Origin of the sequence: Acinetobacter sp. 1542444 (genome assembly GCF_000581835.1) — a bacterium.
Lineage (GTDB): Bacteria > Pseudomonadota > Gammaproteobacteria > Pseudomonadales > Moraxellaceae > Acinetobacter > Acinetobacter pittii.
This window is the reverse complement of record NZ_JEYA01000002.1, coordinates 180,912-206,058: the sequence shown is the minus strand read 5'-3', so window position 1 is coordinate 206,058 and position 25,147 is coordinate 180,912. Positions and strand designations below refer to the sequence as shown.

The 25,147-nt window shown below is 39.9% G+C and carries 23 protein-coding genes; 8 read left to right on the top strand and 15 right to left on the bottom strand.

The window, feature by feature from the left end; translation table 11 throughout:
• Positions 1 to 12 precede the first annotated feature (12 nt).
• The 3 genes from J580_RS09995 to J580_RS09985 all read right to left on the bottom strand — a co-directional run bounded on the left by J580_RS09995 (position 13) and on the right by J580_RS09985 (position 3,365).
• The gene (locus tag J580_RS09995; protein ID WP_032004051.1) at positions 13 to 906 is read right to left on the bottom strand and encodes an alpha/beta hydrolase; all 894 of its coding nucleotides are present in this window, start codon (positions 904 to 906) and stop codon (positions 13 to 15) included.
• Between the two features lie 72 nt (positions 907 to 978).
• On the bottom strand, positions 979 to 1,833 hold the full coding sequence (locus J580_RS09990; RefSeq protein ID WP_032004050.1) for an SDR family NAD(P)-dependent oxidoreductase: 855 nt from the start codon (positions 1,831 to 1,833) through the stop codon (positions 979 to 981).
• A gap of 44 nt (positions 1,834 to 1,877) precedes the next feature.
• On the bottom strand, positions 1,878 to 3,365 hold the full coding sequence (locus J580_RS09985) for a flavin-containing monooxygenase (RefSeq protein WP_032004049.1): 1,488 nt from the start codon (positions 3,363 to 3,365) through the stop codon (positions 1,878 to 1,880).
• Positions 3,366 to 3,500: 135 nt separating this feature from the next.
• Between J580_RS09985 and J580_RS09980 the strand changes: the two genes are divergently transcribed.
• On the top strand, positions 3,501 to 4,514 hold the full coding sequence (locus J580_RS09980) for an AraC family transcriptional regulator (RefSeq protein ID WP_032004048.1): 1,014 nt from the start codon (positions 3,501 to 3,503) through the stop codon (positions 4,512 to 4,514).
• 43 nt (positions 4,515 to 4,557) lie between these two features.
• Here J580_RS09980 and ttdB read toward each other — a convergent pair whose 3' ends face one another.
• From ttdB to J580_RS09965, 3 genes are read right to left on the bottom strand one after another with little or no spacing between them, the layout of a single operon-like run.
• Positions 4,558 to 5,166, bottom strand: coding sequence for a L(+)-tartrate dehydratase subunit beta (gene ttdB, locus J580_RS09975; protein WP_032004047.1), 609 nt, complete (start codon positions 5,164 to 5,166; stop codon positions 4,558 to 4,560).
• Positions 5,163 to 6,062 carry a L(+)-tartrate dehydratase subunit alpha gene (ttdA, locus tag J580_RS09970; protein ID WP_000356537.1) on the bottom strand — a complete coding sequence of 300 codons (900 nt, stop codon included), beginning with the start codon at positions 6,060 to 6,062 and terminating at the stop codon, positions 5,163 to 5,165. Before ttdA ends, ttdB begins: the two co-directional genes overlap by 4 nt.
• A 49-nt stretch (positions 6,063 to 6,111) precedes the next feature.
• Positions 6,112 to 7,410 (bottom strand): MFS transporter, encoded by a 1,299-nt coding sequence (locus tag J580_RS09965; protein ID WP_032004046.1) that lies wholly within the window; start codon positions 7,408 to 7,410, stop codon positions 6,112 to 6,114.
• Between the two features lie 237 nt (positions 7,411 to 7,647).
• On the opposite strand from J580_RS09965, the gene J580_RS09960 reads away from it, so the two are divergent.
• Positions 7,648 to 8,568: a LysR family transcriptional regulator gene (locus J580_RS09960; protein WP_032004045.1), complete on the top strand. Its 921-nt coding sequence runs from the start codon at positions 7,648 to 7,650 to the stop codon at positions 8,566 to 8,568.
• Positions 8,569 to 8,627: 59 nt separating this feature from the next.
• Here the strand turns inward: J580_RS09960 and J580_RS09955 are convergent, their stop codons facing one another.
• The 4 genes from J580_RS09955 to J580_RS09940 form a co-directional block, all read right to left on the bottom strand.
• Positions 8,628 to 9,506, bottom strand: coding sequence for a class I SAM-dependent methyltransferase (locus J580_RS09955; protein ID WP_032004043.1), 879 nt, complete (start codon positions 9,504 to 9,506; stop codon positions 8,628 to 8,630).
• A gap of 113 nt (positions 9,507 to 9,619) precedes the next feature.
• Entirely contained in the window at positions 9,620 to 11,143 is a 1,524-nt protein-coding gene (locus J580_RS09950) for a flavin-containing monooxygenase (protein ID WP_032004042.1), read from the bottom strand.
• Positions 11,144 to 11,165: 22 nt separating this feature from the next.
• On the bottom strand, positions 11,166 to 11,999 hold the full coding sequence (locus J580_RS09945; RefSeq protein WP_032004041.1) for an SDR family NAD(P)-dependent oxidoreductase: 834 nt from the start codon (positions 11,997 to 11,999) through the stop codon (positions 11,166 to 11,168).
• Positions 12,000 to 12,064: 65 nt separating this feature from the next.
• Entirely contained in the window at positions 12,065 to 13,024 is a 960-nt protein-coding gene (locus J580_RS09940) for a metal-dependent hydrolase (RefSeq protein ID WP_005070390.1), read from the bottom strand.
• Between the two features lie 524 nt (positions 13,025 to 13,548).
• Here J580_RS09940 and J580_RS09935 point away from each other — a divergent pair.
• Positions 13,549 to 14,169 carry a TetR/AcrR family transcriptional regulator gene (locus tag J580_RS09935; RefSeq protein WP_002163161.1) on the top strand — a complete coding sequence of 207 codons (621 nt, stop codon included), beginning with the start codon at positions 13,549 to 13,551 and terminating at the stop codon, positions 14,167 to 14,169.
• A gap of 78 nt (positions 14,170 to 14,247) precedes the next feature.
• On the opposite strand, the gene J580_RS09930 is transcribed toward J580_RS09935, so the two are convergent.
• Positions 14,248 to 14,970: a pirin family protein gene (locus tag J580_RS09930; RefSeq protein ID WP_032004038.1), complete on the bottom strand. Its 723-nt coding sequence runs from the start codon at positions 14,968 to 14,970 to the stop codon at positions 14,248 to 14,250.
• A gap of 605 nt (positions 14,971 to 15,575) precedes the next feature.
• On the opposite strand from J580_RS09930, the gene J580_RS09925 reads away from it, so the two are divergent.
• The 3 genes from J580_RS09925 (at position 15,576) to J580_RS09915 (ending at position 18,560) form a co-directional block, all read left to right on the top strand.
• A complete protein-coding gene (locus J580_RS09925; protein ID WP_032004037.1) occupies positions 15,576 to 15,803 on the top strand; it encodes a hypothetical protein in 228 nt (75 codons plus the stop codon).
• A gap of 322 nt (positions 15,804 to 16,125) precedes the next feature.
• On the top strand, positions 16,126 to 17,445 hold the full coding sequence (locus J580_RS09920; protein WP_032004036.1) for an NCS2 family permease: 1,320 nt from the start codon (positions 16,126 to 16,128) through the stop codon (positions 17,443 to 17,445).
• A 116-nt stretch (positions 17,446 to 17,561) separates the two neighbouring features.
• A complete protein-coding gene (locus J580_RS09915) occupies positions 17,562 to 18,560 on the top strand; it encodes an adenosine deaminase (RefSeq protein WP_032004035.1) in 999 nt (332 codons plus the stop codon).
• Between the two features lie 43 nt (positions 18,561 to 18,603).
• Here the strand turns inward: J580_RS09915 and J580_RS09910 are convergent, their stop codons facing one another.
• Positions 18,604 to 19,158, bottom strand: coding sequence for a cytochrome b (locus J580_RS09910; RefSeq protein WP_014206183.1), 555 nt, complete (start codon positions 19,156 to 19,158; stop codon positions 18,604 to 18,606).
• A gap of 239 nt (positions 19,159 to 19,397) precedes the next feature.
• Between J580_RS09910 and J580_RS09905 the strand changes: the two genes are divergently transcribed.
• Both J580_RS09905 and rnhB read left to right on the top strand, forming a co-directional pair.
• Complete coding sequence (locus tag J580_RS09905; protein WP_005076998.1) at positions 19,398 to 19,787, top strand: hypothetical protein; 390 nt, start codon at positions 19,398 to 19,400, stop codon at positions 19,785 to 19,787.
• A gap of 70 nt (positions 19,788 to 19,857) precedes the next feature.
• The gene (gene rnhB, locus J580_RS09900; RefSeq protein ID WP_002163155.1) at positions 19,858 to 20,424 is read left to right on the top strand and encodes a ribonuclease HII; all 567 of its coding nucleotides are present in this window, start codon (positions 19,858 to 19,860) and stop codon (positions 20,422 to 20,424) included.
• A gap of 67 nt (positions 20,425 to 20,491) precedes the next feature.
• Here rnhB and csrA read toward each other — a convergent pair whose 3' ends face one another.
• From csrA to alaS, 3 genes are all read right to left on the bottom strand, one after another.
• Complete coding sequence (gene csrA / locus J580_RS09895) at positions 20,492 to 20,746, bottom strand: carbon storage regulator CsrA (protein ID WP_031950299.1); 255 nt, start codon at positions 20,744 to 20,746, stop codon at positions 20,492 to 20,494.
• A 246-nt stretch (positions 20,747 to 20,992) separates the two neighbouring features.
• Positions 20,993 to 22,273, bottom strand: a complete 1,281-nt coding sequence (locus J580_RS09890) for an aspartate kinase (protein WP_032004034.1) — start codon at positions 22,271 to 22,273, stop codon at positions 20,993 to 20,995.
• 65 nt (positions 22,274 to 22,338) lie between these two features.
• Entirely contained in the window at positions 22,339 to 24,975 is a 2,637-nt protein-coding gene (alaS, locus tag J580_RS09885) for an alanine--tRNA ligase (protein ID WP_032004033.1), read from the bottom strand.
• Positions 24,976 to 25,147 lie beyond the last annotated feature (172 nt).

Below are 25,147 nucleotides of genomic sequence, written 5' to 3'. Positions count from 1 at the left end.
CTGGCGATATTTTTATATTGACTGTGTATGTTTATCAATGAATTGCCCAATGCGCTCAATCGAGTCATTAGATTCATTTAGTATACCCGCGTGGAACTGAAAAACATGTCCGACTCGGTCATAAACCTTCAAATTCGTCGGAATACCGTATTTTTCAGTTTGTTCAGCAAGGCGTTTTGCATCGTCTAATAAGACTTCTTCTGTACCGACATGAATCAAAATAGGCGGTAATCCAGTTAAGTCGGCATAGAGTGGGGAACAGGTTGGATCGGTTGCCGATTTTTGTCCGCAATAGTTTTTTGCACACCACGCTAACCAGTCTTCTGACAGCATCGCATCTTGAGCAGCATGAGTTTTCATCGTGCTTCCAGAGAGGCTTAAGTCAACCCAAGGTGAAAGTAAAACTAATGCTGCTGGTAACGGTAACCCTGCATTTCGTATCGCAATTGCAGCACTTAAACTCAGTCCACCGCCAGCAGAATCGCCAGCAATCACGAGTTTTTTCGGGTCTTGTCCTTGAGCAAGTAAAGCTTTATAGACAGCAACGATATCTTCAATAGCAGCAGGGCTTGTGTGCTCAGGGGCCATGCGATATTCAGGTAACCAGACTTGTGCTTGAGCTACATGTCCGATTTGAGCAGCAAGCTTGGTGTGACTTTTTGAGCTACCCACCACATAGCCACCACCATGTAAATACAAAATGCCGCGTCCTGATTGAGTCGTTTTGGGCTGAATATGGACTGTCAGTACTTGAGCAATTGTTTGCTTTTTTGTTTTATAGCCACGTGGCCCAAGCACAATTGCACTGGCTGCATCGCTACAAAAACGTTGTAGCTTTAGTGGTGTTTTAGGGGATAAAGCTGGACGTAGTGTGGTACGGATAGTCCATGCAAGAAGCTGCTTCATAATAAGGACTCATACTAAGCATTTAATGTCAGTCAGCATCTCTTAAAATAAAGAGTATGCTGACCACTATTTTTATTTTGCTGATTTGTTGAGTAGACGGGTTTGCAAGGCAGTCGCAGTTGCAAAAATCTTTTGGTAACCCTGTGGAAGAATACGTTGAATCACATCAACGGCTTTCGCATCGGCTCCGATTAGTAAGCGGCGGCGGTCCTTACGAACAGCTTCTAAAATTTGTTGAGCGGCATCATCAGCAGGGGTGCGAAGTAATTTATCGAAAGCATCCTGACTTTTTAGCGGGTCCATTCCTAAAGACTGGACGCTATTATTCATGCGGGCAGCTTTGGCAATATTGGTACGAATACCACCCGGATGCACACAGGTCGCACTCACTCCAGCATTTTGTAGATCGAGTTCTTGGCGCAATGATTCAGTAAAGCCACGAACGGCAAATTTACTAGCGTTATAAGCACTTTGAGTTGGTTGAGCTGTTAAGCCGAACATACTGGAAATATTAATAATATGCCCGTCACCACTTTGCTTTAAGTAAGGTAAAAACTCTTTGGTGCCATAAACTACACCCCAAAAATTAATACCAATCAGCCATTCAAGGTCTTCATAGCTCACCCCTTCAGCCGTACTACCAATTGCGACACCAGCATTATTAAAAATCAGGTTAACTTGGCCATGTTCATCTATTACTGCCTTTGCCCAAGTGGCAACTTCATCACGCTTAGCTACATCAACTTTTTGAGTGGTGACTTTGACAGAATAAGGTGCCAAAAGCTCGACTGTTTTAGCTAATCCAGCTTCACTGATATCAGAGAGTGCCAGATGGCAACCTTGTTTGGCTAATGCAATGGCAAGTGCTTGTCCAATACCAGAGCCCGCACCTGTCACAGCTGCGACTTTATTTTTAAAAGACTTCATAAAATTCTCCGTTTATTTTTCTCATTTCCTATGGTGAAGCTTGTTTAAGAAATAGCCGAAACCTGAGTGTAGTTTTCAATATCGAAGCGACGAGTACGTTGTCGATATTCAAGAGTAAAACCCGGCCAGTTATTGGTATTTTTGCCATCAGCAGTTTGATACCAACTGGTACAACCTTGAGCCCATACGGTTTTTTTCATTTTTTCTTGAATGCTTTGATTAAACTCATGCTGAACTTCTGCACGAACATTGGTGAACAAAAGTTTGTTTTGTAGGGTGGTCTGGATGGCATCTAAAATATAATTCACTTGACTTTCAATCATATACACAATTGAATTGTGCCCAAGATTGGTGTTTGGACCATAAAGCATAAAGAAGTTTGGAAAGCCGCTTACAGTTAAGCCAAGGTATGCTTCTGCACCATCTTTCCATGTGTCTTTTAAGGTGCGGCCATCAAGACCTGTAATCTGCATTGGCGCCATAAATTCCGTTGCGGCAAAGCCCGTACCATAAATAATGGTATCGACTTCACGCAGATTTCCGTCTGTATCTAAAATACCGTTTTCAGTAATTTCTTGAATGCCCGTATTAATCACATCGACATGAGGCTGGGTCAGTGTTTCATACCAATGGTTAGAGATTAAAATACGTTTACAACCAATTGGGTAATCCGGTATTAGGCGGTGGCGCAACTTCCCATCTTTAACAACTTTTCGAATGTGGCGCTGGAATAAATATTCCACCAAAGGCATTTCATTTAAAGAAGTTGTAAAGGCCAGCAAACGAATTTCATGGTGTCCATATTGCAAAGCACGGTCTAGACTTTGCAAAACTGGCAGTTTGCGGAAAGCTTTTTTCTCTAAAGGTTGATAAACCCGATCCGGTTTGGGAATAACATACGGTGCCGAGCGTTGATAAACGTCTAGGTGAGCCACTTGTTTAGAAATTTCAGGTACAAACTGAATTGCGCTTGCACCTGTACCGATCACTGCAACACGTTTGCCAGTTAAGTCATAGTCATGGTCCCAACGTGCTGAGTGAAATGCCTTACCTTTAAAGTTTTCAATACCTTTAAGTTTTGGATAGGCTGGGCGGTTAAGTTGGCCTACCGCGCCCACTAAAAATTCAGCTTCAAATTGTTCGCCAGTCGTGCTTTGAATGTGCCATACACCTTGCAAAGCATCAAATTTAGCACTGGCTATTTCAGTATTAAATTGAACATATGGACGAATATCATATTTATCCGCACAGTGGCGTAAATATTGATAAATCTCTTGAGATGTTCCGTAGCGATTTTTCCAGCCTAGCTCTTGTTCAAAAGAAAAAGAATACAGATGAGAAGGCACATCACAGGCAGCACCTGGATACGTGTTGTCACGCCAGACACCACCTACATCGGCAGCTTTTTCAAAGAGCGTAAATTGTTCAAAACCTGCTTGTTTGAGACGAATGGCAAGTCCTAGACCACCAAAACCAGTGCCAATAATGGCGATGCGTACATTTTTATTTGAATTAGACGTCGAATTAAACATGGGCTGCTCTAAATCCTTAAAAACTGTGAGCGAAAAAATCGCAATTTCCTGTATGCAGAATAGACGTTTATTTGCTTGATTTAGAGGATGGATGAGGACAAAATATTGTGATTCGAGGACATTCTGAGCAATACAGTGAAGTATGCATGGGCATTTGAACGCAGTGTACATAGTGTTCGGTTAATGGCTGATTTTGCGGTGGAATCAGGCATTTCTTATCAGACGATTTTGCAAGGGACAGGGCTTAGCCAACAACAATTACTCGACCCTAATATGGTGGTGACAGGCCATCAGGAATTACAGCTGATTCATAACTTGGTTGAGCAACTAGGAGGCAGACCGACATTAGGCTTAGAAGTGGGCACACGCTATCATTTCACCACATTTGGGCCATTAGGTATGGCTCTGATGAGTAGCGCCAGCATTCGCGAAGCACTAGATTTGGCTTTAACCTATTTCACTTTAACTTTTGCTTTTACTCGCTTTGATGTGTCGGATACACCGCAAGGAATCCGTATCGAAATTGATGAGCAAGATATTCCATCTTCAGTGCGTCAATTCATTATTGAACGCGATGCCGCTGCACTCATTACGGTACAGCGAGATTTGGTGCAGGACAATTTTTGCCAGTATTTGGCTTTTTCTTTCCAACTCAAAGGTGATGCCGAGCCTTATCAGAACTTATTTGGTGTGATGCCTGAATTTGGTGCTGCGAAAAGCTTTGTAATTTTGGACCCGCAAAAAGTAGATCAAAAGCTACTTATGGCAAATGATTTGGTGCTACATACAGCCGAAGAACAGTGCCGTCAAATATTAGAAAAACGCCAATCACAAAATAAATTTACAACCTTAGTACAACAGCAATTGATGAATGTGCGAGGGGAAATGCCTTCTATGGAAATAGTCGCTGACCGATTGCATTTAAATGCACGAACTTTACGCCGTCACTTGGCATTAGAGGGAATGACTTTTATTCAAATACGTGAAGAAGTCAGGCAAGTTCTAGCTGAGCAATATTTGGCATTACCAAAAGCTTCGGTTGAGCAGATTGCCGAGTGGTTAGGTTATGCAGAACCTGCCAGCTTTATTCATGCTTATAAAAGATGGCATGGGAAAACACCTCATGCCATGCGTTTAGTACAAAAATAAAAAAATGAAGGGTGCTTTTGCTTTCCCTTCATTAAAGAGCAGTTTATTTAATAAAGCTTAGTTGCTTACTGATTTTTTCTAAAATCGGTGCTTTCTTGGCTTGAAATTCAACTTTATTTTGTTGAATCAGGTTGTTGCCTTTGGTGTCGATAGAAATAATGAGCGGACCAAATTCTCTCACATGGTTAATCCAAAGAGTTTCTGGCATACCTAGATCTTGCCATTCAGCACCTTCGATCTCTTCAACTAAAGTTGCTGCGAGCACTGCGCACCCACCTGGGAAAATCGCATGAACCGCAACATTTTCCTGACAGCCGGCAGCTGTTTCTGGCCCCATGCCGCCTTTACCCACAATAAGCTTAACTCCAGTTTGTTTGATAAATTCTCGTTCAAATTTTTCCATTCGCATACTGGTTGTTGGACCAATCGAAACCATTTCGAAGTCGTTTTCACCTTTTTTGCGCACAATAGGGCCGGCATGAAAAATCGCTCCGCCTTCAAGGTTAACTGGCAGTTCTCGACCTTGTTCGATCAGTCTGCGATGGGCAACGTCACGACAAGTTACCAAACGGCCAGTCAAATAAACGACATCACCGACTTTAAGGTCTAAAAGATCTTCATCTTTAATAGGAGTTGTCAGAATTTTTTTCATAGTACAACTCCTTCATGAGACAAGATTTCATACGACATATCTGGATTAATCTTAATTTTGCCACGGCGATGTGCCCAGCAACCTGTATTTACTGCAACCCCAATGGTTGATGGGTGGCGTGCAGAAGATTCAATATTGACTCCCATTACGCTGTTATTCCCTGTGAGCCCCTGAGGACCAATACCAATTTCATTAAGACCTTGTTCTAACAGTTGTTCCATTAAGGCAGCGCGTGGGTTTTCACTTGTTGAGTCAACTGGACGCATAATCGCGAGTTTAGAAAGACGAGCTGCGGTTTCAACCGAAGTTGATACGCCAACACCAACCAGTAACGGTGGACAGGCATTTACACCGCGTTCGGTAATAACATCCATCACAAATTCAGCAACACCTTCATAGCCTTGACCTGGCATTAAAACTTTTGCCGCACCTGGTAGGGTACAACCGCCACCAGCCATATAGACATCAATGGTACAAGTGTCGAGTTCAGGTACAATACGCCAGTCTAACCATGGAATTTGAGTACCTGTATTGGTGCCCGTATTTTTTTCATCGAAGGTTTCCACAGCGTTGTGACGTAAAGGACCTATGCGAGTTGCCTCAGCAGTTGCTTCGCTCAAAATATCTTGAAGTTCACCAAGCAAAGGGAAGTTAGCACCTGCTTCAACAAAATATTGAATAACACCCGTGTCTTGGCAGCTTGGGCGGTTGAGTTTATCCGCAGCTTGCTGATTTTCTTCCATCGAGTCATAAACTGATTTAGCCAATGGATTGGTTTCTAAAGTACGCAGTTCAATTAACTTGCTTTTCACATCTTTCGGTAGGCGTTTTCCAATATAGGCCGTAAATTTGGCCATGGTGTCCGTAAGGGACTGGACTGCAATATCTTTGTCCATGTTGTGCTCCTTGAAGAAACTTGTTCAGATCTAATTGGTGTAAATAGGGTTATTGGGTTGCTTTGGCAGCGTTTACTTTCACTTTTTGGGAGAAGCTCAGCACTAGTGTCAGTAAGGTCGAGATGATGAGTAGGCCTGCAACAAAATAGAGTCCACCTGTGAAGTCTCCAGTTTGATCTTTAATCCAGCCGATCATGGCAGGGCCTGCAAACCCGCCTAAATTTCCGATTGAGTTAATCGTGGCAATGCCTGCTGCTGCGGCTGATCCTGACAAGAACATGGTTGGCATGCTCCATAGCGGTGGCTTTGCACAGCTAATACCCACATTCACAATGGTAAGTGCTGCAATTAATCCAATGACATTGTGTGTGCCAGCTGCAATTGCGAGACCAACTGCTGCGGTTAAACATGCGAGAGCAACATGCCATGTACGTTCATTGGTGCGGTCAGAGTGTCGAGACCATAAAACCATGGCAATGACAGAAACGATTGGTGGAATGGCATTTAAAAGCCCGACAGTCATAGACGTTACCCCAAGCTGTTTAATAATTTGTGGTGCCCAGATACCGAGGGTATAAAGCCCAGCTGACGTTCCGAAATAAATCAATGCAAGGGCAAGTACTCGTGGGTTGGCAAGACCGCGAAGAATGCTGTGATGCTGTGGTGCATTTTTCCCTACATCCTCTTCCTTCATGGTTTTTACAAGCCATTCACGTTCATCCTGTCTTAACCAAGTAGCTTGTTCAGGGCGATCCGTCATATATTTAAAAACAACAACGCCTAAGATGATTGCTGGTATTGCCTCAATAATGAACATCCACTGCCAACCAGCGAGCCCCCAAATTCCATGCATTTCAAGTAATGCGGCAGAGATTGGTGAACCCACCGCGGTAGCAATCGGAGCGGCTGCCATGAATAAAGCAATCACCCCAGCGCGATGGCGAGCAGGAAACCAGTAAGTTAAGTACAAAATAATGCCGGGAAAGAAGCCAGCCTCGGAAACACCGAGTAAAAATCGCATAATGTAAAAGCTGGTTGAGCTTTCTACAAATGCCATGCCGGCTGCGATCAACCCCCAAGTCACCATGACTCTAGCAATCCAGATGCGGGCACCGACTTTATGCAAAATAATGTTGGATGGGACTTCAAATAAGAAATAACCCAAAAAGAAAATTCCGGCACCAAACCCGAGAACCGAGGCTGTAAAGCCTAAGTCTTCTTTCATGGTGAGTGCGGCAAAACCAATATTGACGCGGTCGATATAGGCTATAAGGTATAACAACATAATAAACGGTACGATTCTCCAAGTAATTCGACGTAACGTTCGCTTTTCAATATCCATTTCCATGTCATGACTCCATATTCATGACTACCAATCCTGATTGGTAGTTTTCGCTTTCTTTACCGCTATTGATTCGGCTAGATGGCTTTTCCCGTTCATCCACAGCATTCCTTCTGCGGACATTGTTATGCTCTTAAATAAGAGATGGCTTATGTCGGGAAACATTGAAATGGATGTTAAACCCTTTAAAAAACTGATGAATCGATATAAAGTTAAATCACTATTGCAAAAAACTTAATAATCATGAATGCAGATACGGAATTAGCTTTCTTTTGTTTATTGGTTAAACAAGGAAGTCTTGTCGCGACGGCACGAGAGTTAAACTTGACTCCACCTGCGGTTTCCAGACGTTTAAATCAACTTGAAGAGCGTTTAGGTGTAAGGCTTTTAAATAGAACAACACGCCGAATTAGTTTAACCAGTGAAGGTGAGGTCTACTTTGAAAATGCGGTTCGTATTTTAAAAGAGATTGATGAAATGGAGCGTTTGGTTTCAAGTAGTCGGGCAGCACCCAAAGGGGTATTGCGTGTGAATGCTCCTTTAGGCTTTGGCCGTTCTTATATTGCGCCAGCGATTTCTACATTTGCCAAAATCTATCCTGATGTCGATGTCCAACTGCATTTAACAGACCGCCCGATTAATCTGCCAGATGAAGCCATTGATGTCTCAATCCGCTTTGGCGAAATACCTGATTCACGTCTAATTGCAAAAAAATTGGTAGCCAACCGCCGTTTATTATGTGCATCACCTAGCTATTTAAAAACGGCAGGGCAACCACTCACTCCTCATGATTTAACACAGCATCAGTGTATTGTGATTCGGCAAAATGATTCTGCTTATGGCAATTGGCGGTTAAGTCATGGCAAACAAGTTGAAACTGTTAAAGTTCATGGGCAACTAAGTACCAATGATGGGGCAGTTGCATTAAATTGGGCCTTAGAAGGCTATGGTATTTTGATGCGAGCAGAGTGGGACGTAGCAAAATATTTAAGAAGTGGTAGATTAGTTCAAGTGCTAGCGGACTATGAAACACCACCAGCAGATGTCTATGCGGTGTATTTAGAGAGACTGAATCTGTCACCTAAAGTCGCGCACTTTTTAGATCATTTACGCCAATTTTTAAATCAGCATGTCGATGGGCCAGAGCCGCGTTCAAGCTGGTAATGGTGCTATTAATCTTGATTGTAAAAAAGCCAACTTAAAGTCTAAGTTGGCTTTCAATATTATTTTCTATTTAAACGCAAATGCAATAACCGTGTTGCTGAGGTGTGGCGAATTTCATCAATTCGTGCATTAAAATATCGTTCAGTAATGGCTTCGCCTGATAAGTCTTCGACCACTTCAAATCCCATCTGCTCCACTGCATGATGTAAATCTCTTGGTTTAAATTGGCCCAATAAAGGCTCTTTCAGCAAATGAGTAAACTGCGCAACCCCCATACTTCCAAGTCGCTCAATACCGTTTAATTCCTGAAAATCGGTCGAATAGTCGAGTACTACTTCGCTACCGTTTGCAGCAAATTCAGCAATACTTTTTAAAGTTTGTAACGTAGTTTGCGGATTTAAATAGTGCGTTGTGCCTAACCACGAAAAAAATGCAGGAGCAGATGAATCATAGACACTTCTGGTCAAGGCTTCCGAAATAGACTCTTTCTCAAAGTTAATCGCAACAAATTCAACGGTAGCAGGAATATTCCCTAACTTTTTTAGCTTAGTCTGTTTGGCCGCTTGAGTATCAGGATGATCCACTTCAAAAATTTTCAAAGTAGGGTAGTGGTGTGATTCACGTAGTGCAAAAGAGTCTAGGCCAGCACCCACTAATACATATTGTTCAGTGTTCTGTTGAACTGCTAGATCAAGTAAATCTTCGGCATAACGGGAGCGCCCGACCACTTGCCCAGTAAGTAAACCTAAAGTGCGGTTTAACACCGCAGAATTCATGAGTTTAACAATCAGTGTGTTAGATAGAAGTTTTTTCCAGCCTTTACTCGTTAGTTCAAAAGCATAAGGGTCTGAAAATACAGGGTTCTGTGTATTTTGAAAATGATTGGCTCGTAATGCAGCAGCGGCTTCAGCAGTACGGCTTGATTGTCCTTCTTTCATCTTTATCCTGTTTTTTTATTTCTTGAAGATATTCAACGAAGAAGGCAGTGTATTTCATGAAAACTTAAAATACACTGCCTCTTTCTTACAACGGATTTGATCGAAATTACAAATTAGTGAGTTTTTGTCGTTTGATACGTCACTTCATAATCTTTCAAATCTACTTTTTTCAAACGCTGTTTAAGTTTTTTCAATGACCAAGGCCATGCGGCAAAGTTACGACCGTTGGCATCAAGGTAATAACTCTTACATCCGCCACTATTAAATACAGTTGTTTGCAGGTGTTTTTGAACCAAGTCATTGTGCTTTTTAATCACATCAGATTTAACATTTAACTTGCTAATTCCTTTGTGTTTAATTTTCAATAAGCCATCTACGATATAGTCGAGTTGTGCTTCTGCTAACCCAATGAAAGAATCATAGACCAATACGTTTGGACCCAAAACTAAAAATGCATTCGGTACATTCTCAATATTGGTTCCTAAGTAAGCCTCTGGTGAAGTGTTTTTCCATAAATCATTTAAACGTTGTCCTTTTTCATTAAACACACGTTTACCAATTGGTGGGTGAGATACTTCAAAACCTGTACCCCAAATAATCACATCAACTTCGTGGCGTTCACCATTGGCAGCAACCACTGTGTTGCCTTCTACTTTCACTAAACCATGAGGAATGAGTGTGGTATTCGGTGCTTGTAGAGCAGGGTAATAGTTGTTAGCAAACAAGATACGTTTACAGCCGATATCAAAGTTCGGCGTTACGTTTTTACGTAGAACTGGGTCATTAATTTGCAATTTAAGTAATTGCTTACCCAATACATTTACTGGTTTTAGGGCAAGTGGATTACGTAAACCAAAGTTAATTGCATTCAGTGTTAACGCTACACTTTTACGCCAGCTCGCCTGAATCGCCGGATATTTAGCAATCACTGATTTACTAAACTCGCCCAAGTCTGTATCTGGTTTTGGTAATACCCAAGGTGCTGTACGTTGGAATACAAAAAGTTCTTTGGCTTTTGGTTGAATTTGTGGCACAAACTGAATAGCAGATGCGCCAGTACCAATCACGGCAATGCGTTTACCTGTCAAATCATAATCATGGTTCCATTTCGCTGAATGGAACATTTCGCCTTTAAATGTTTCTAAGCCTTCAAGACGTGGAATTTGAGCTTCGGTAATTGGACCTGTGGCAAAAATAACGGTTTTAGATAAATATTGACCAGTAGTGGTGTCAAGTACCCACACATGACGTGAGTCATCCCACGCTGCGTTAAGCAACTCGTTGTTAAACTCAATTTTAGAGGTAACATTAAACTCGTTACTCACATCTTCCAGATAACTTAAGATTTCTGGTTGGCGTGCAAATAAATGGCTCCATTTTGCACTTGGTGCAAATGAGTAAGAATAAAGAGCAGAAGGTACATCACACCCACAACCTGGATAGGTGTTCTCACGCCATGTTCCACCCACGCGACCAGCTTTTTCAATAATCTTATAGTTGGTATAACCAACTTGATCTAGGCGAATGGCAGCAGCGATCCCTGAAATGCCCGCACCCACAATAAAAGTATCGAAAATATGGCTTGGGGATTTGACAGCTTTTTTTGCTGATGCATTTGTTTTCATTTGCGCAGTCATATGTGTACTACCTATAAATTTTTTATTTAAATAATTTGTACGATGTGCCAAGGAACTTGTTATACAAGCTTGGAGATGCACGTTTCATGAGCCAGAATAACTTTGCATCAATTTGAGGAATGGTATACAACTCATCCTGATCAAGGCGATTAAGCGTTAATCTTGCAACATCATCACTTGTGGTCAGCGCATAGTTCATCAGTGCATGGTCTGCCAGCTTTGAATAGCGTCCGGGAATTCGACCATTTTTAATGATATTGGTAGGTACCAGCGTCGGGCAGAGCACGTTCACCTTAATGTTAAACTTACGCAGTTCGGCAGAAAGCGTTTCTGAAAGCGCACGCACACCCGCTTTAGTCACGTTATAAGCAGTCATTTCTGGGGCAGCCGTGTAAGATGCCGCAGATGCCACATTAATAATCGCGCCGTAACCTAACTTTTTAAACTTGGGAACAAATGCATGACAGCCATGAATAACTCCCCAAAGGTTAATATTCATGACCCAGTTCCAGTCTTCTAGGCTGAGTTCGTCAAATTTACCGCCTAAACCTACTCCAGCATTATTAATGACAAGAGTCACAGGATGCCCAAATAAGATTTCAGCAGTTTCAGCGAGATGGTTAACTTGTTCAGCGTTACCCACATCACAGCGCATAGCAAAAGCTTTTGCACCTTCTTGTTCAAGAAGTTTTACTGTTTCTTCAGCAGCCTCCAGATTAATATCTGCACACACTACGCTGCCACCACGTTTCGCAAGTTCAATTGCAAAACTTCGACCAATCCCACTGCCTGCACCCGTCACTACGGCATAAGCTTTTTGGCTTGGTTTAACTTTCTTTTTGCCAAATAAAATCATGATTCATCCATAAATAGCTTGAAGAGATACCAGCTACCTCTTTGATAGCTGGAAATGCAGGACGATTAAGACATGCGTACTGGTGGGGTAAATTCTTTAACAAAGTAAGGAGCAATTGCGCCGCCTTCGGTCAGCAATTTCTTTTTGTAATACTCAAGATATTCAGTTGTATCATGATCATTTGGATGAAAATCTGGGCGTAAGTAGTCAAGAATTTGACCAATCGTACTGCCGAAAACTCCGTCTTTTGGACCAAAGATTAATCCTACACCACGACGAGCATCTTTCCAGAATTTCAAAGTCAGCATCTCTTGTGGCTTTCTTAACACAGGCACAAATAATGTAGTCGCAGGGATTAAACCTAAAATGGTAAATAGCGCGAGGAAGAAACCAGACGCGCGTAGTGCATAGCTACCATTTAAAAGTTGATATACATCGTAGGCAATATCTTTATGCTCAGATTCTTCAAGCATATGCCACATCCACAATGCACGGCTTTTTTCGTCATCTGAATAATAGAAATTCTTTTCATGCTTCATCATGTATTCGGCAAGTACCGCAGTAAAATGCTCAATACCCGCCATCATTGATAATTTGAGTGGCTGTGGAAACTTTAAGAAAACATACTTAAAGAAGTTTGAGCCAAGAAAACGATACAGCGCGACAGGATATTCAGCATCTTGAAGGGCATCGTTATATTCATTGTGCAATTTAGAATGAATTGCTTCTTGGCCAATCAACGACGTTACTCGCTGCTTTAATATTGGATCTTTGATAAATTCACGGTGATGGCGAGCGGTTTCAATAACTAGATCTTCACCGTAAGTTAAAAACACCGAAAGTGTGGCAAAAAACAAAGTAGCAAATTGATTGTCCATATAGAATCTGACATCAATTTCTTTACCATCAAAACCAATATTTAAATGTCTGATTGGAATTGAACTTTTGCTAGCAAAATCTGGTAGCTCAATTTCACGCTGAAATTTAAGCTTGTTGAATGATTTTTTAACTGCGGTCGAGATCATGGCGACACCCTGAGGCAAAGTAGTGGTGCATTTTGATGAAAATCAATAAACTCAATGATCAACAAAGCACTGTAAAATTCCATTTTCAAAAACAGATGATTCTCTGCATTGACTACGGTGTTGTTGCTCCGTTATTTGTTTGATTATTTGGCTGAATAACGGAAGAAGAACCGAGGCAGACAAGAGCTGCTGAATGACTCTTCTTTAATTTTTTCATATTAATCTGACATTATGTTCGGATTCAATTCGGGTAAATTCTTAAATATATAAAAGTATTTTATAGACATTTCTTGTAATAATTTTTCTAAATAAATTGATTTTATCTTTTTGAAAAATAATAAATTAAATTTATTTCTAATCTCTGGAAATAATGAATTAAAACATCAATTGATTGATAAATTGAGATCTATTTTTCTCAGTTTTTTCACTTAAGTTTGACAACTATTCGGATTTTGTTTTTTTATTTCTACCGAGTTAGATTACATGCTAATCTGACTTTATGTTCGGATTATTAATTAGATCGTATGACTACGCGTAAACCACGTCAAACTCGAGCTAAAGTCACTGTCGACACGATTATTGAAGCAGGTTTTATTGCCGTGGCACTTCATGGACCGAGTGGAACCACGACACGTCATATTGCAGAAATTGCAGGAGTGAGTGTCGGGTCTTTATACGAATATTTTAAAAATAAAGAAGAAATTTATGATGCGATGAATCACTTTTTTGTTCGGGAAATTCTGGACATGATTACAGAGCTTACACCGACAATTTTACAGTTGGAGTTAGAGCCTGTTATTGAAATGATTTTTTATACTTTTAGTGATTTATTAAAGAAAAATAACGACCGCTATTTGACTGTTTTACGTTATGCAGGAGAGTTGCAGTACGACAAATACATTCCCAAAATTGAACAGGCTTTAATGGAAGTCATCATGAAATATATGATGCATAATCCAAAATACCTAAAAATCAATAATTTGCCTGTAATTACCTATATCTGTATTAATAGTGGAATTTTTAATGTCGCACGGCATCTTATTTTGCCCAACCCTTATATTAGTTTTGATGAAATGGTGCAGGGGCTAACTACTATGATTATGAGCTATATCAATACAGAGATGGCACGTTCAGAAGAGCATTGAGCAGAGTTAGAATTTTTATAAGTCCAAGTAACGATAAAAAGCCCTCACATAAAAGTTTATATGAGGGCTTAATTGATCTTATGGCATGGTTGGAACTTCTTCAGGACGCATATCGAAAATCAAAATTTCGGCATGATCACCATTGGTAAACGATAAGCTTCCACCTTCACGAATACGTGCAGCATCGCCGGTGTTAAAGGTTTTACCATTTACATCAACACGACCTTTAGCAACGTGTAGGTACACATAACGACCATCAGGAATCACAAAGTCAGCATTTTCTTCACCATCAAAAAGACCTGAGTAAATATTAATGTCTTGTTTGATCGATAAAGTTTTCTCGCCACCTTTTGGTGAGATGATCAAATGCAATTTACCGCGTTTGTCTGCTTCATCAATATGAACTTGTTGATAGCCTGGCTCTGTATTCACTTCATTTGGAACAACCCAAATTTGCAAGAAATGAACGCCTTCTTGAGCTGAGTGGTTAAATTCACTATGAGCAACACCACGACCTGCACTCATCAGCTGAATGTCACCCGGCACAATCACAGAGCCTGTACCCATCGAGTCTTTATGCTCTAATGCACCTTCAAGTACATAGGAAATAATTTCCATATTACGGTGAGGGTGAGTACCAAAGCCTTTAGATGGAGCAACGTTATCATCGTTAATTACAAGCAGATCCGAAAAACCAACTTGTTTAGGATCCCAATAGTTAGCAAATGAAAAGCTATGTTTTGATTGTAACCAACCATGATGTGCTGCACCACGCTCGTGAGATAAACGCATATCAAACATGATGTATTCTCCTGATTTAATTTTTTATCTGAGTACAGTTTATCGTAGCGTTTATTGGAATGAAGCTATGAAAATAGAAAGCTTGGTGCGATTTATAGAACGATGAAACTTGGACGTAATTTTGCTAGTCAACCAATAGAGTCAAAGGAGAAAAAATATTTTTAAATAAGATAAAGATTTCTTTGAGATGAATTTTTACTTTCCATGCTAAATATACAACATAGAAATTAGTCGCTAAAGAAACAATTTTAAAGAAAAGTACATTAACGAAAATAGCTCCTTTTTATCTCATTTAAAGCTTAACAAATAAAAAGAAATTTCAAGCCGTATACACATTTGTCTATGCTCTATCTTTAAAATAACTTAAGAGTTAAAACCGATAAAAAGATAATATTAAAAATAACTAAAATAAACTCTTATTAAATAAAGTTACTTTTCAATGGAAAAGTTTAGTATTTATTAGATTTTTTAATGATATTTTTAAAATAACTTTTATTTTCAATAATTTGAATAAGAGTGTGTTATTGTAAATAAATGTGAAAATATTCACAAAGCTATAATTTTTTGTTAAGATCATTAACATTAAAAACATAGAGATAATAATAATGATCAATAAAGTATTAATAGTGTTGTGTGTGGGTATCGTCTTTGTATTAGGGTATTGGGCTTATTTAGATACTCAAAATAAAAGACATCAAGAGCTAATGCAGATCATACATGAAGCTGAAAAAAACCTGCAAAGTATCGAACGAAATCCGAATCATGCTCATCACAGCAATTTAGCTTCTTTTCATATGCAACAATATATAGGCGAGAAAAAAATTATTTTCTAGCAATAACGAGCTATAAATTTCTAACTTTTTACAGTGTCATTGGTCATATCTTTTCATAAATTTTGATCATGTTTCTGTTGAATCTGTTAAACTTATTGAACGTATAGTAAAAAAGCTGCATAGGGGTTATGCAGCTTTTTTGTGTTTCAAGAGGGGCTGTGGTTGTTTGCTATGTATAAAGCTAGAAATCAAATGAGTGGCATATTTGTTGCTTCTTAAATTTGAGATTCTTGTTTATAGGACTGAACAGAAAAACAATATTGTTCAGCGACCTACATAGACGTAAATATTCCACAGTTCAGATTTTGCATAGAGGCTACTTATGGCGGCGCCCAATTCTTCGGCAGGCTGGTTAGAGCGTTTATTTAAGCTAAGCGACAATAAAACCACTTTCCGAACTGAAGTTCTTGCTGGTGTAACTACATTTTTAACGATGTGTTACATCATTATTGTCAATCCACTCATTTTATCTGAAACCGGCATGGATCATGGTGCCGTATTCGTTGCAACCTGTTTGGCAGCAGCAATCGGATGTTTAGTAATGGGGATCATTGCTAATTATCCAATCGCACTGGCCCCTGGTATGGGTTTAAACGCTTACTTTACCTACTCGGTTTGTATGGGGATGGGCGTGCCATGGCAAACAGCTTTAGCCGCTGTTTTTGTTTCAGGCCTTGTCTTTCTTGCAATTAGCTTCTTTAAAATTCGTGAAGCGATTGTTAATGCGATTCCAATGTCACTTAAGTTTGCGATCGGTGGTGGTATTGGTTTGTTCCTAGCACTGATTGCACTAAAAAATGCTGGAATCATTGTTGATAACCAAGCGACCTTAGTCGGTTTGGGTGATATCAAACAGCCTACAGTATTATTAGCGCTATTCGGATTTTTAATGATTGTGGTTTTACACCAGTTAAAGGTTCGCGGTGCAATCATTATTAGTATTTTAGTTGTTACGGCCATCGCTACTGCTTTAGGTTTAAATGAATTTAAAGGTGTAGTGGGTCAAATTCCTTCAATTGCACCAACATTCATGCAAATGGACTTTGAAGGTCTATTTACAGCAAGTATGGTCGGCGTCATTTTCGTATTCCTTATTGTCGACTTGTTTGACAGTACAGGTACTTTGGTTGGTGTTTCACACCGTGCAGGTCTTTTACAAGACGGTAAATTACCTCGTTTGAAGAAAGCATTATTTGCAGACTCTACTGCAATCGTTGCAGGTGCCGCATTAGGTACATCTTCAACTACACCATATATCGAATCAGCTTCAGGTGTAGCAGCAGGCGGACGTACTGGTTTAACTGCTGTTGTGGTTGCAGTCTTATTTATCTGCTGTTTATTTTTAGCACCTCTTGCTCAATCTGTACCAGGTTTTGCAACGGCGCCAGCTTTATTGTTCATTGGTGTGTTGATGATCCAAGGAATCACTCACATTGATTGGGATGATATTACTGAAGCTGTTCCAGCATTTTTAACCATTGTATTTATGCCATTCACCTATTCAATTGCTGATGGTATTGCAATGGGCTTTATTAGCTATGCATTAGTTAAATTATTCACGGGTAAGGCAAAAACTGTACCGTACATGGTATGGATTATTGCTGCGCTTTGGGTATTTAAATTTATCGCGTTTGGCGGTTAATATGATTTTTTATAATTTTCTTCTTGAGCTATCTTAGACATAGTTTTCAATAAGAAGAAAATTATAAAAGGGTGTGATTTTGACCACACCCTTTTTTCTTTAGACGTGGAGTTAATATGAATCAAGTCGAGCTGATTCGCGCCTTACCAAAAGCCGAATTGCATGTACATATTGAAGGGACTTTCGAACCTGAATTAATGTTTGCAATTGCCCAGCGCAATCAGATTCAGATTCCTTACAAATCTGTTGAAGAAGTAAAGCAAGCTTATAACTTTCATAATCTTCAATCATTCTTAGATATTTACTATGCTGGCGCGAATGTTCTTGTACATGAACAAGACTTTTATGATTTAGCGTGGGCCTATTTTGAGAAATGTGCTGAAGATCATGTCGTTCACACAGAAATGTTCTTTGATCCGCAAACCCACACAGACCGTGGTGTTGCGTTCTCAACTGTGATTAATGGTTTAAAGCGTGCGTGTGCAGATGCCAAAGCTAAGTTTGGTATCAGCTCTCAACTGATTATGTGTTTCTTACGTCATTTAAGTGAAGAAGCTGCATTTGAAACACTTGAACAAGCTTTACCATTTAAACAAGACATTATTGCAGTTGGCCTTGATTCAAGTGAAGTAGGGCATCCGCCAGCTAAATTTGAACGTGTTTTTGCTAAGGCGCGTGAAGAAGGTTTCTTAATCGTTGCTCATGCTGGTGAAGAAGGTCCTCCTGAATATGTATGGGAAGCTTTAGATCTACTTAAAGTGAATCGTATTGATCATGGTGTGCGTTCTGAAGAGGATGAACAATTAATGACGCGTTTAATTAATGAAAAAATGCCATTAACGGTTTGTCCTTTAAGTAACTTAAAGCTATGTGTTGTTAAGGATATGAAAGATCATAATATCCGCCGTCTTTTACAAAAAGGCGTACACGTGACTGTTAACTCAGATGATCCTTCATATTTTGGTGGATATATGAATGATAATTTCTTTGCCATTCAGCAAGCATTAGACTTAAGCAATGATGAGTTGAAGCAACTCGCAATTAACTCTTTTGAAGCTTCATTCATTTCAGATGAAGAGAAACAAAAGTGGATTGCAGAAATCCAAAAAATCTAAATAAAAAACCGCCTGTGATAGGCGGTTTTTTTATACATCAGGTTTATTTAGGTTGTTTGGTCATACTATTTAAAATATTGTCTTTATCAATAAAGTGATGTTTTAAAGCTGCTAGTACATGCCCAACAATCAGCAAGCCTGCAAACCAAGAAATATAAATATGTAAAGGTTTAACGATAGCTAAAAGCTCATCATTTTTTTGAACTAAACGTGGAATATCAAATAAATATAAAACTGGAGCCGGATGGTCTGCACTCCAACTAAATAGACATCCAGTGATAGGTAAAGCCACCAAAATCACATAAAGGAATAGATGACCAATGTGAGCCAGAGTTTTCATCATCGGTGACATAGTGTCAGGTAGTTTTGGAGCTGGATGTGTATAGCGCCATAAAATCCGGATAATCACCAAAAAGATAATGGTGGTTGCAATATTTTTGTGCAGCGTAATGACATCACCTTTAATGGTACTAGTATCATAACTTAAAAAATTACCACTATAGAAACCAATAGCCCATGCTGCGATGAAAATGATTGCCATCACCCAATGCAGAATTTGTGCGGTACGGGTGTAATACTGAGATGAAGCAGCAGGCATAGAAGACCCTTTTTTTGTCGTTTTGATTTGTGATTTTAGGGGAAAGCACAGATTTTAAAAAATGTTTTAAATGTGACAGAGCGTGCTAAAAACAGAACGTTTTACCCCAAAAAAAGTATTTGATGAGCTGAATTTCACTCGGCAAAATAGTTTGCATAAATGCATCAAATTATTTGTTTCTTCTAAAGTTGAGTTTAGGCACAATACGCGCTGCCAACGTTCAATCAAAGGAAAAAATGATGAAAAAATTGATGCTCGCTCTAGCACCAGTTGTTTTAGCTTTAACAGCATGTGCAACAACTACAGGCACTGGTACAGGTGCTGCTTCTGCACAAACCACAACTCAACAATTAGGCGTTGCTGCGTTAAAGGTTGCTGTAAATGCGAAATGTATTACAGAGATTAACAATGTTGCAGCTTGGAAAACAGCAACAAAATATATGACTGCTGAGCAACGTGATAGCATCCAAACGAATGTGTGTGGTTGTGTGAGCGAAAAGGCTCCAAACAGTGTGACAGCAGTAGAATTAGCTGCAGCTGCACTTGATGTAAATACACGTGCTACAATCGTAAACCAAGTGGTTTCTAAAACTGTAAACGCTTGTGTGGCAGAAGCTTTACAAAAGTAATTAATAAATTATGTGTTAAAGAAGGCTGATTACTATTGATCAGCCTCTTTTATTTAAAGGTAGTGAGTCGATGTTTATTGCTGGTGTAGATGAGGCAGGACGGGGGCCTTTAGTAGGTTCGGTTGTGGCAGCAGCTGTGATTTTAGATCCGAATAATCCAATTTTAGGATTAAATGATTCTAAAAAATTAACTGAAAAGAAACGTGAAAAGTTGTTTATTGAAATACAAGAAAAAGCCTTAGCTTGGTCAATTGCTGAAGCAACTCATGCTGAAATTGATGAACTAAATATTTTACAGGCGACTTTTTTGGCTATGCAACGCGCTGTTGATGGCTTGAAAACGCAACCTCAAAAAGTGATTGTCGATGGTAATCAAATTCCGAAAGGAATTATTATTCCTTGTGAAGCCATTGTTGGTGGAGACGCAAGCCATGCTGAAATTAGTGCAGCAAGTATCTTGGCGAAAGTGACACGAGATCGACAAATGGCAGAATTAGATCAGCAATATCCGTTATTTGGATTTGCCAAACATAAAGGATATCCAACCAAAGCACATTTTGAAGCGATTGCCGTGCATGGCGTGATTGATCAGCATCGTCGTAGCTATGCACCTGTTAAACGTGCTTTAGGTCTATAAATACAACCACTTAAAAAATTTAAAGCGACTATAAAGTCGCTTTAATTAGGGAGAGAACAACTTCATACTAACGATTGAAGTTTTTCTGTGCATAATTATCATCTTCATAAGAAACTTGATAATCTTGATCAAGATGTTGAAGGTGTTCATGCATTGCACGTTCATGTTGAATACGTTGATAAATTTCTTCGCGATGAACAGAAACCTCTTTTGGTGCATTCACACCAATACGAACTTGGTTTCCTTTGACGCCAAGCACAGTAACACTGACTTGATCCCCAATCATTAATGTTTCCCCGACACGGCGGGGCAGAATCAGCATGTTTATCTCCTTGCTAAACGCTTAAAACTGCAATATTGGTACCCAAATAAAAAGCTCAACCTCAGTTTTCAGTCAGATTCTAACAGAAATATGAGAACAAAGTCATATTTTGATAATCTCTGCCAAAAAACTTTCCGTTTAATATAACAGAGCCGCTATAAAAAAAACTATAGCGGCTCTGTGTTTTCTTTGATTATTGTCGGACAAGTAAACATTTTTTAATGAATTCTTGACCGGTTGGTAAAATTAAGCGCGAGCGCTGCTTTCACCATGTTCACGATCCAAACCAAAAGCGGTATGTAAGCAGCGAACAGCAAGTTCAAGGTATTTCTCGTCGATAATCACAGAAACTTTAATTTCAGAAGTTGAAATCATAAGAATGTTGATACCTTCATCAGCAAGGGCAGTGAACATTCTGCTCGCTACACCTGCGTGTGAACGCATACCTACACCAACGATAGACACTTTAACGATGTCATCACGTGTTGAAACTTCACGTGCGCCAATATTTTTAGCAGTTTCGTTTAAGATTTTTTCAGCTTTCGCTAAATCAACACGGTTTACTGTGAATGTGAAATCTGTAGTGCCATCTTCTTCAACATTTTGCACTATCATATCGACTTCGATATTGGCATCACTTACTGGTGATAAGATTTTAGAAGCAATGCCTGGTTCATCAGGTACACCTAAAATCGTTAATTTTGCTTCGTCACGGTTAAAAGCAATACCTGCAATAATTGGCTGTTCCATAGTATCTTCTGCCTCAGTAGTAATGAGTGTACCAACATTTTCTTTAAATTCGTCGTCAAAAACGCCGTCGTCGTCATTATCAAAGCTTGATAATACACGTAAAGGAACTTGATATTTCCCGGCAAACTCTACTGAGCGAATTTGTAAAACTTTAGAACCTAATGATGCCATTTCTAGCATTTCTTCAAAAGAAATACGGTCGATTTTTTTGGCTTTAGGAGCAACGCGAGGGTCAGTAGTGTAAACACCATCTACATCAGTGTAAATCTGGCATTCGTCAGCTTTTAAAGCAGCAGCAAGAGCAACACCAGAAGTATCTGAACCACCTCGACCTAGTGTTGTGGTATTTCCATTAGCATCAAAGCCTTGGAAACCAGCAACTACAATAACACGGCCTGCATCTAGATCATTGGTCATGACATCTGTATCAATAGACTCGATACGCGCCTTGGTAAATGCACTGTCAGTTTTAATACCGACTTGACGTCCGGTATAGGATTTAGCTTCCACACCAATCGAATTAAGTGCCATAGCTAACATGGAAATCGTCACCTGTTCACCGGTTGAAACCATTTGGTCTAACTCACGTGGGTCAGGTGTTTCGGTAATGGCTTTAGCGAGAGCAAGTAAGCGGTTTGTTTCACCACTCATTGCAGATACGACCACAACAACCTTGTGACCGTGATCATGCCAACGCTTCACACGACGAGCAACATTTAAAATGCGCTCGGGGGTACCCATAGAAGTACCGCCATATTTTTGAACGATTAATGCCATAGTTGTTCCATATAAGCCATGACCCTGAGAGGCTTTTCAGGGTCAGTTACACAAAAAGTGAAGTCTTATTTTTGTTCAAGCCATGCAGGTAATGCTGCGATAACTTGTCCAAACTTCTCGTTAAGTGGCGCGCCACCTTGTGCTAAGTCAGGTTTACCACCACCTTTACCACCTAACTCGGTTGCTAGATGTTTGATGATGTCACCTGCTTTTAGAGTTGCAATGTATTGTGATGCAACTGAAGCAAGTAGGCTGACTTTGTCACCCTCTACACCAGCTAAAACAATAACTGCATTCTCTAATTTCGATTTAACACTGTCATGTAAGTTGCGAAGTGATTTTGCATCTACACCTTGAACAGTGGTAATAAGCGTTTGACGACCAGCAATGGTTTGTACCTGATCAATCAATTCTGACGCTTGGAAGTTTGCCAATTTCTGATTGAGCTGTTCAATCTGCTTTTGTAATGCAGAAACCAATTCAACATTGGCTTGCACACGCTCAACAGTTTGGTCTTTCTGTGCTTTTAATAAGCCATTAATGTGCTGGATATCAGCATCAGTTTTTTGTACTACATCTAGCGCTTTAGTACCTGTAACAGCTTCAATACGACGTACACCAGCAGCTACACCACCTTCAGAAGTGATTTTGAATAAACCAATATCACCTGTACGTTTAACGTGGATACCACCACAAAGTTCAATTGAGAAGTTTTTCTCATCAATAATTGAACCCATAGAAAGTACACGTACTTCATCACCATATTTTTCACCGAACAACATCATGGCACCTTTAGCTTTTGCAGCTTCGATATCAAGAAGTTCGGTTGTTACAGCACTATTTGCAATAATTTCTGCATTCACTAAGCGCTCAACTTGTTGTAACTGTTCAAAAGTTACAGGTTGGTCATTAGCAAAGTCGAAACGTAAGATATCGCTTGCAACTAAAGAACCTTTTTGTTGTACATGTGAGCCTAAGATTTGACGGAGGGCAGCATGTAATAAGTGAGTTGCAGAGTGGTTACGTGCAGTTGCTTCACGAATGTCCGCTTTAACAATCGCTTCAACACTTTGATCTGCTTTAAGGCTACCAACGGTCACAATACCTTGATGAACAAAGGCACCGCCTGACTTTTTAGTATCTTGAACTTCAAAAATACCAGTTTCATTTTTGAAGATACCAGTATCACCAATCTGACCACCACTTTCAGCATAGAAAGGAGTTTGGTTTAAAACGATAAGCGCTTCATCACCTTCTGAAACTTCTTTAACTTGTACGCCATCTTTATAGATCGCTACAATTTGACCTTGACCAGTGGTGTTGATATAACCATCAAACTGAGTTTCGCCTTCAACTTTTACAATGTTGTTGTAGTCGACTGCAAACTTACCAGCATCACGAGCACGTTGACGCTGTGCTGCCATTTCTACTTCAAAACCAGCTTCATCAATAATAAAGTCACGTTCACGTGCAATATCAGCAGTTAAGTCTGTCGGGAAGCCGTAAGTGTCGTAAAGTTTAAATACAGTGGCACCAGGAATCGTCTTATCTTTTAATTGAGCAAGCTCACCTTCAAGTAGTTTTAAACCTTGCTCAAGTGTTTTAGCAAACTGTTCTTCTTCACGAATTAAAGTTGCTTCAATCACGTCTTTACGCGCTGCAAGCTCTGGATATGCATCACCCATAACTTCAATTAAAGGTTGCAACATTTTGTAGAAGAACGTACCAGTTGCACCAAGTTTATTTCCGTGACGAACAGCACGGCGGATAATACGGCGAAGTACATAACCACGACCTTCATTGCTTGGGTTTACACCATCAGCAATGAGGAAACAGCATGAACGCGCATGGTCTGCAACAACACGTAAAGAAGGCTGACCTTGGTCTTCAATACCAATAATATTTGCAGCAGCTTTTAATAAGTGTTGGAACAAGTCAATGTCGTAGTTCGAATTAACATGTTGCAATACAGCAGAGATACGCTCTAAGCCCATACCTGTATCAACAGACGGAGCAGGAAGAGGGTGAAGCACGCCATCAGCAGTACGGTTAAACTGCATGAAAACGTTGTTCCAGATTTCAATGAAACGGTCACCGTCTTCTTCAGGTGAGCCTGGTAAACCACCCCAAATGTGATCACCATGGTCAAAGAAAATCTCAGAACATGGACCGCATGGGCCAGTATCACCCATTGCCCAGAAGTTGTCAGATGCGTATTTTTCGCCCTTATTATCACCAATACGGATAATACGTTCTGGCGCTAAACCGATTTCTTTGTTCCAGATGTCGTAAGCTTCGTCATCGGTGTGGTAAACCGTGGCATAAAGTTTATCTTTTGGTAAAGCAAGCCATTGTTCGCTGGTTAAAAATTCCCATGCGAATTTAAGCGCATCACGTTTGAAATAATCACCGAATGAGAAATTACCTAACATTTCAAAGAATGTATGGTGACGTGCAGTGTAGCCAACGTTGTCTAAGTCATTGTGTTTACCGCCAGCGCGTACACATTTTTGAGATGTAGTTGCACGCACATAGTCACGTTTCTCAAGACCTAAAAAGCAGTCTTTAAACTGGTTCATCCCAGCATTTGTAAATAATAAAGTTGGGTCGTTGGCAGGAACAAGAGAACTCGACGCGACACGTGTATGCCCTTGCGTTTCAAAGTAGCGCAAAAATGCTTCACGAATTTCAGCAGATGTCATTAAACGAGTACTCACAACCAAGTCACTCCATATTTTCGAATTTGGCTAAATGTATCAATGCCTGTTTGTTTTATGCCAAACCTTGCATGTGATACGGGGCTTATTTTTTAAAAACGCTAAATTGTAGCGGAAAAACCCCACCGAACCAACGATTTTAAAAGGAATATCTTAC

Bases quoted from the DNA above. Each gene is read 5' to 3' on its own strand.
- J580_RS09995 (WP_032004051.1), bottom strand. From the start codon at position 906: ATGAAGCAGCTTCTTGCATGGACTATCCGTACCACACTACGTCCAGCT.
- J580_RS09990 (WP_032004050.1), bottom strand. From the start codon at position 1,833: ATGAAGTCTTTTAAAAATAAAGTCGCAGCTGTGACAGGTGCGGGCTCT.
- J580_RS09985 (WP_032004049.1), bottom strand. From the start codon at position 3,365: ATGTTTAATTCGACGTCTAATTCAAATAAAAATGTACGCATCGCCATT.
- ttdB (WP_032004047.1), bottom strand. From the start codon at position 5,166: ATGAAAAAAATTCTGACAACTCCTATTAAAGATGAAGATCTTTTAGAC.
- ttdA (WP_000356537.1), bottom strand. From the start codon at position 6,062: ATGGACAAAGATATTGCAGTCCAGTCCCTTACGGACACCATGGCCAAA.
- J580_RS09965 (WP_032004046.1), bottom strand. From the start codon at position 7,410: ATGGAAATGGATATTGAAAAGCGAACGTTACGTCGAATTACTTGGAGA.
- J580_RS09960 (WP_032004045.1), top strand. From the start codon at position 7,648: ATGAATGCAGATACGGAATTAGCTTTCTTTTGTTTATTGGTTAAACAA.
- J580_RS09955 (WP_032004043.1), bottom strand. From the start codon at position 9,506: ATGAAAGAAGGACAATCAAGCCGTACTGCTGAAGCCGCTGCTGCATTA.
- J580_RS09950 (WP_032004042.1), bottom strand. From the start codon at position 11,143: ATGACTGCGCAAATGAAAACAAATGCATCAGCAAAAAAAGCTGTCAAA.
- J580_RS09945 (WP_032004041.1), bottom strand. From the start codon at position 11,999: ATGATTTTATTTGGCAAAAAGAAAGTTAAACCAAGCCAAAAAGCTTAT.
- J580_RS09940 (WP_005070390.1), bottom strand. From the start codon at position 13,024: ATGATCTCGACCGCAGTTAAAAAATCATTCAACAAGCTTAAATTTCAG.
- J580_RS09935 (WP_002163161.1), top strand. From the start codon at position 13,549: ATGACTACGCGTAAACCACGTCAAACTCGAGCTAAAGTCACTGTCGAC.
- J580_RS09930 (WP_032004038.1), bottom strand. From the start codon at position 14,970: ATGTTTGATATGCGTTTATCTCACGAGCGTGGTGCAGCACATCATGGT.
- J580_RS09925 (WP_032004037.1), top strand. From the start codon at position 15,576: ATGATCAATAAAGTATTAATAGTGTTGTGTGTGGGTATCGTCTTTGTA.
- J580_RS09920 (WP_032004036.1), top strand. From the start codon at position 16,126: ATGGCGGCGCCCAATTCTTCGGCAGGCTGGTTAGAGCGTTTATTTAAG.
- J580_RS09915 (WP_032004035.1), top strand. From the start codon at position 17,562: ATGAATCAAGTCGAGCTGATTCGCGCCTTACCAAAAGCCGAATTGCAT.
- J580_RS09910 (WP_014206183.1), bottom strand. From the start codon at position 19,158: ATGCCTGCTGCTTCATCTCAGTATTACACCCGTACCGCACAAATTCTG.
- J580_RS09905 (WP_005076998.1), top strand. From the start codon at position 19,398: ATGAAAAAATTGATGCTCGCTCTAGCACCAGTTGTTTTAGCTTTAACA.
- rnhB (WP_002163155.1), top strand. From the start codon at position 19,858: ATGTTTATTGCTGGTGTAGATGAGGCAGGACGGGGGCCTTTAGTAGGT.
- csrA (WP_031950299.1), bottom strand. From the start codon at position 20,746: ATGCTGATTCTGCCCCGCCGTGTCGGGGAAACATTAATGATTGGGGAT.
- J580_RS09890 (WP_032004034.1), bottom strand. From the start codon at position 22,273: ATGGCATTAATCGTTCAAAAATATGGCGGTACTTCTATGGGTACCCCC.
- alaS (WP_032004033.1), bottom strand. From the start codon at position 24,975: ATGACATCTGCTGAAATTCGTGAAGCATTTTTGCGCTACTTTGAAACG.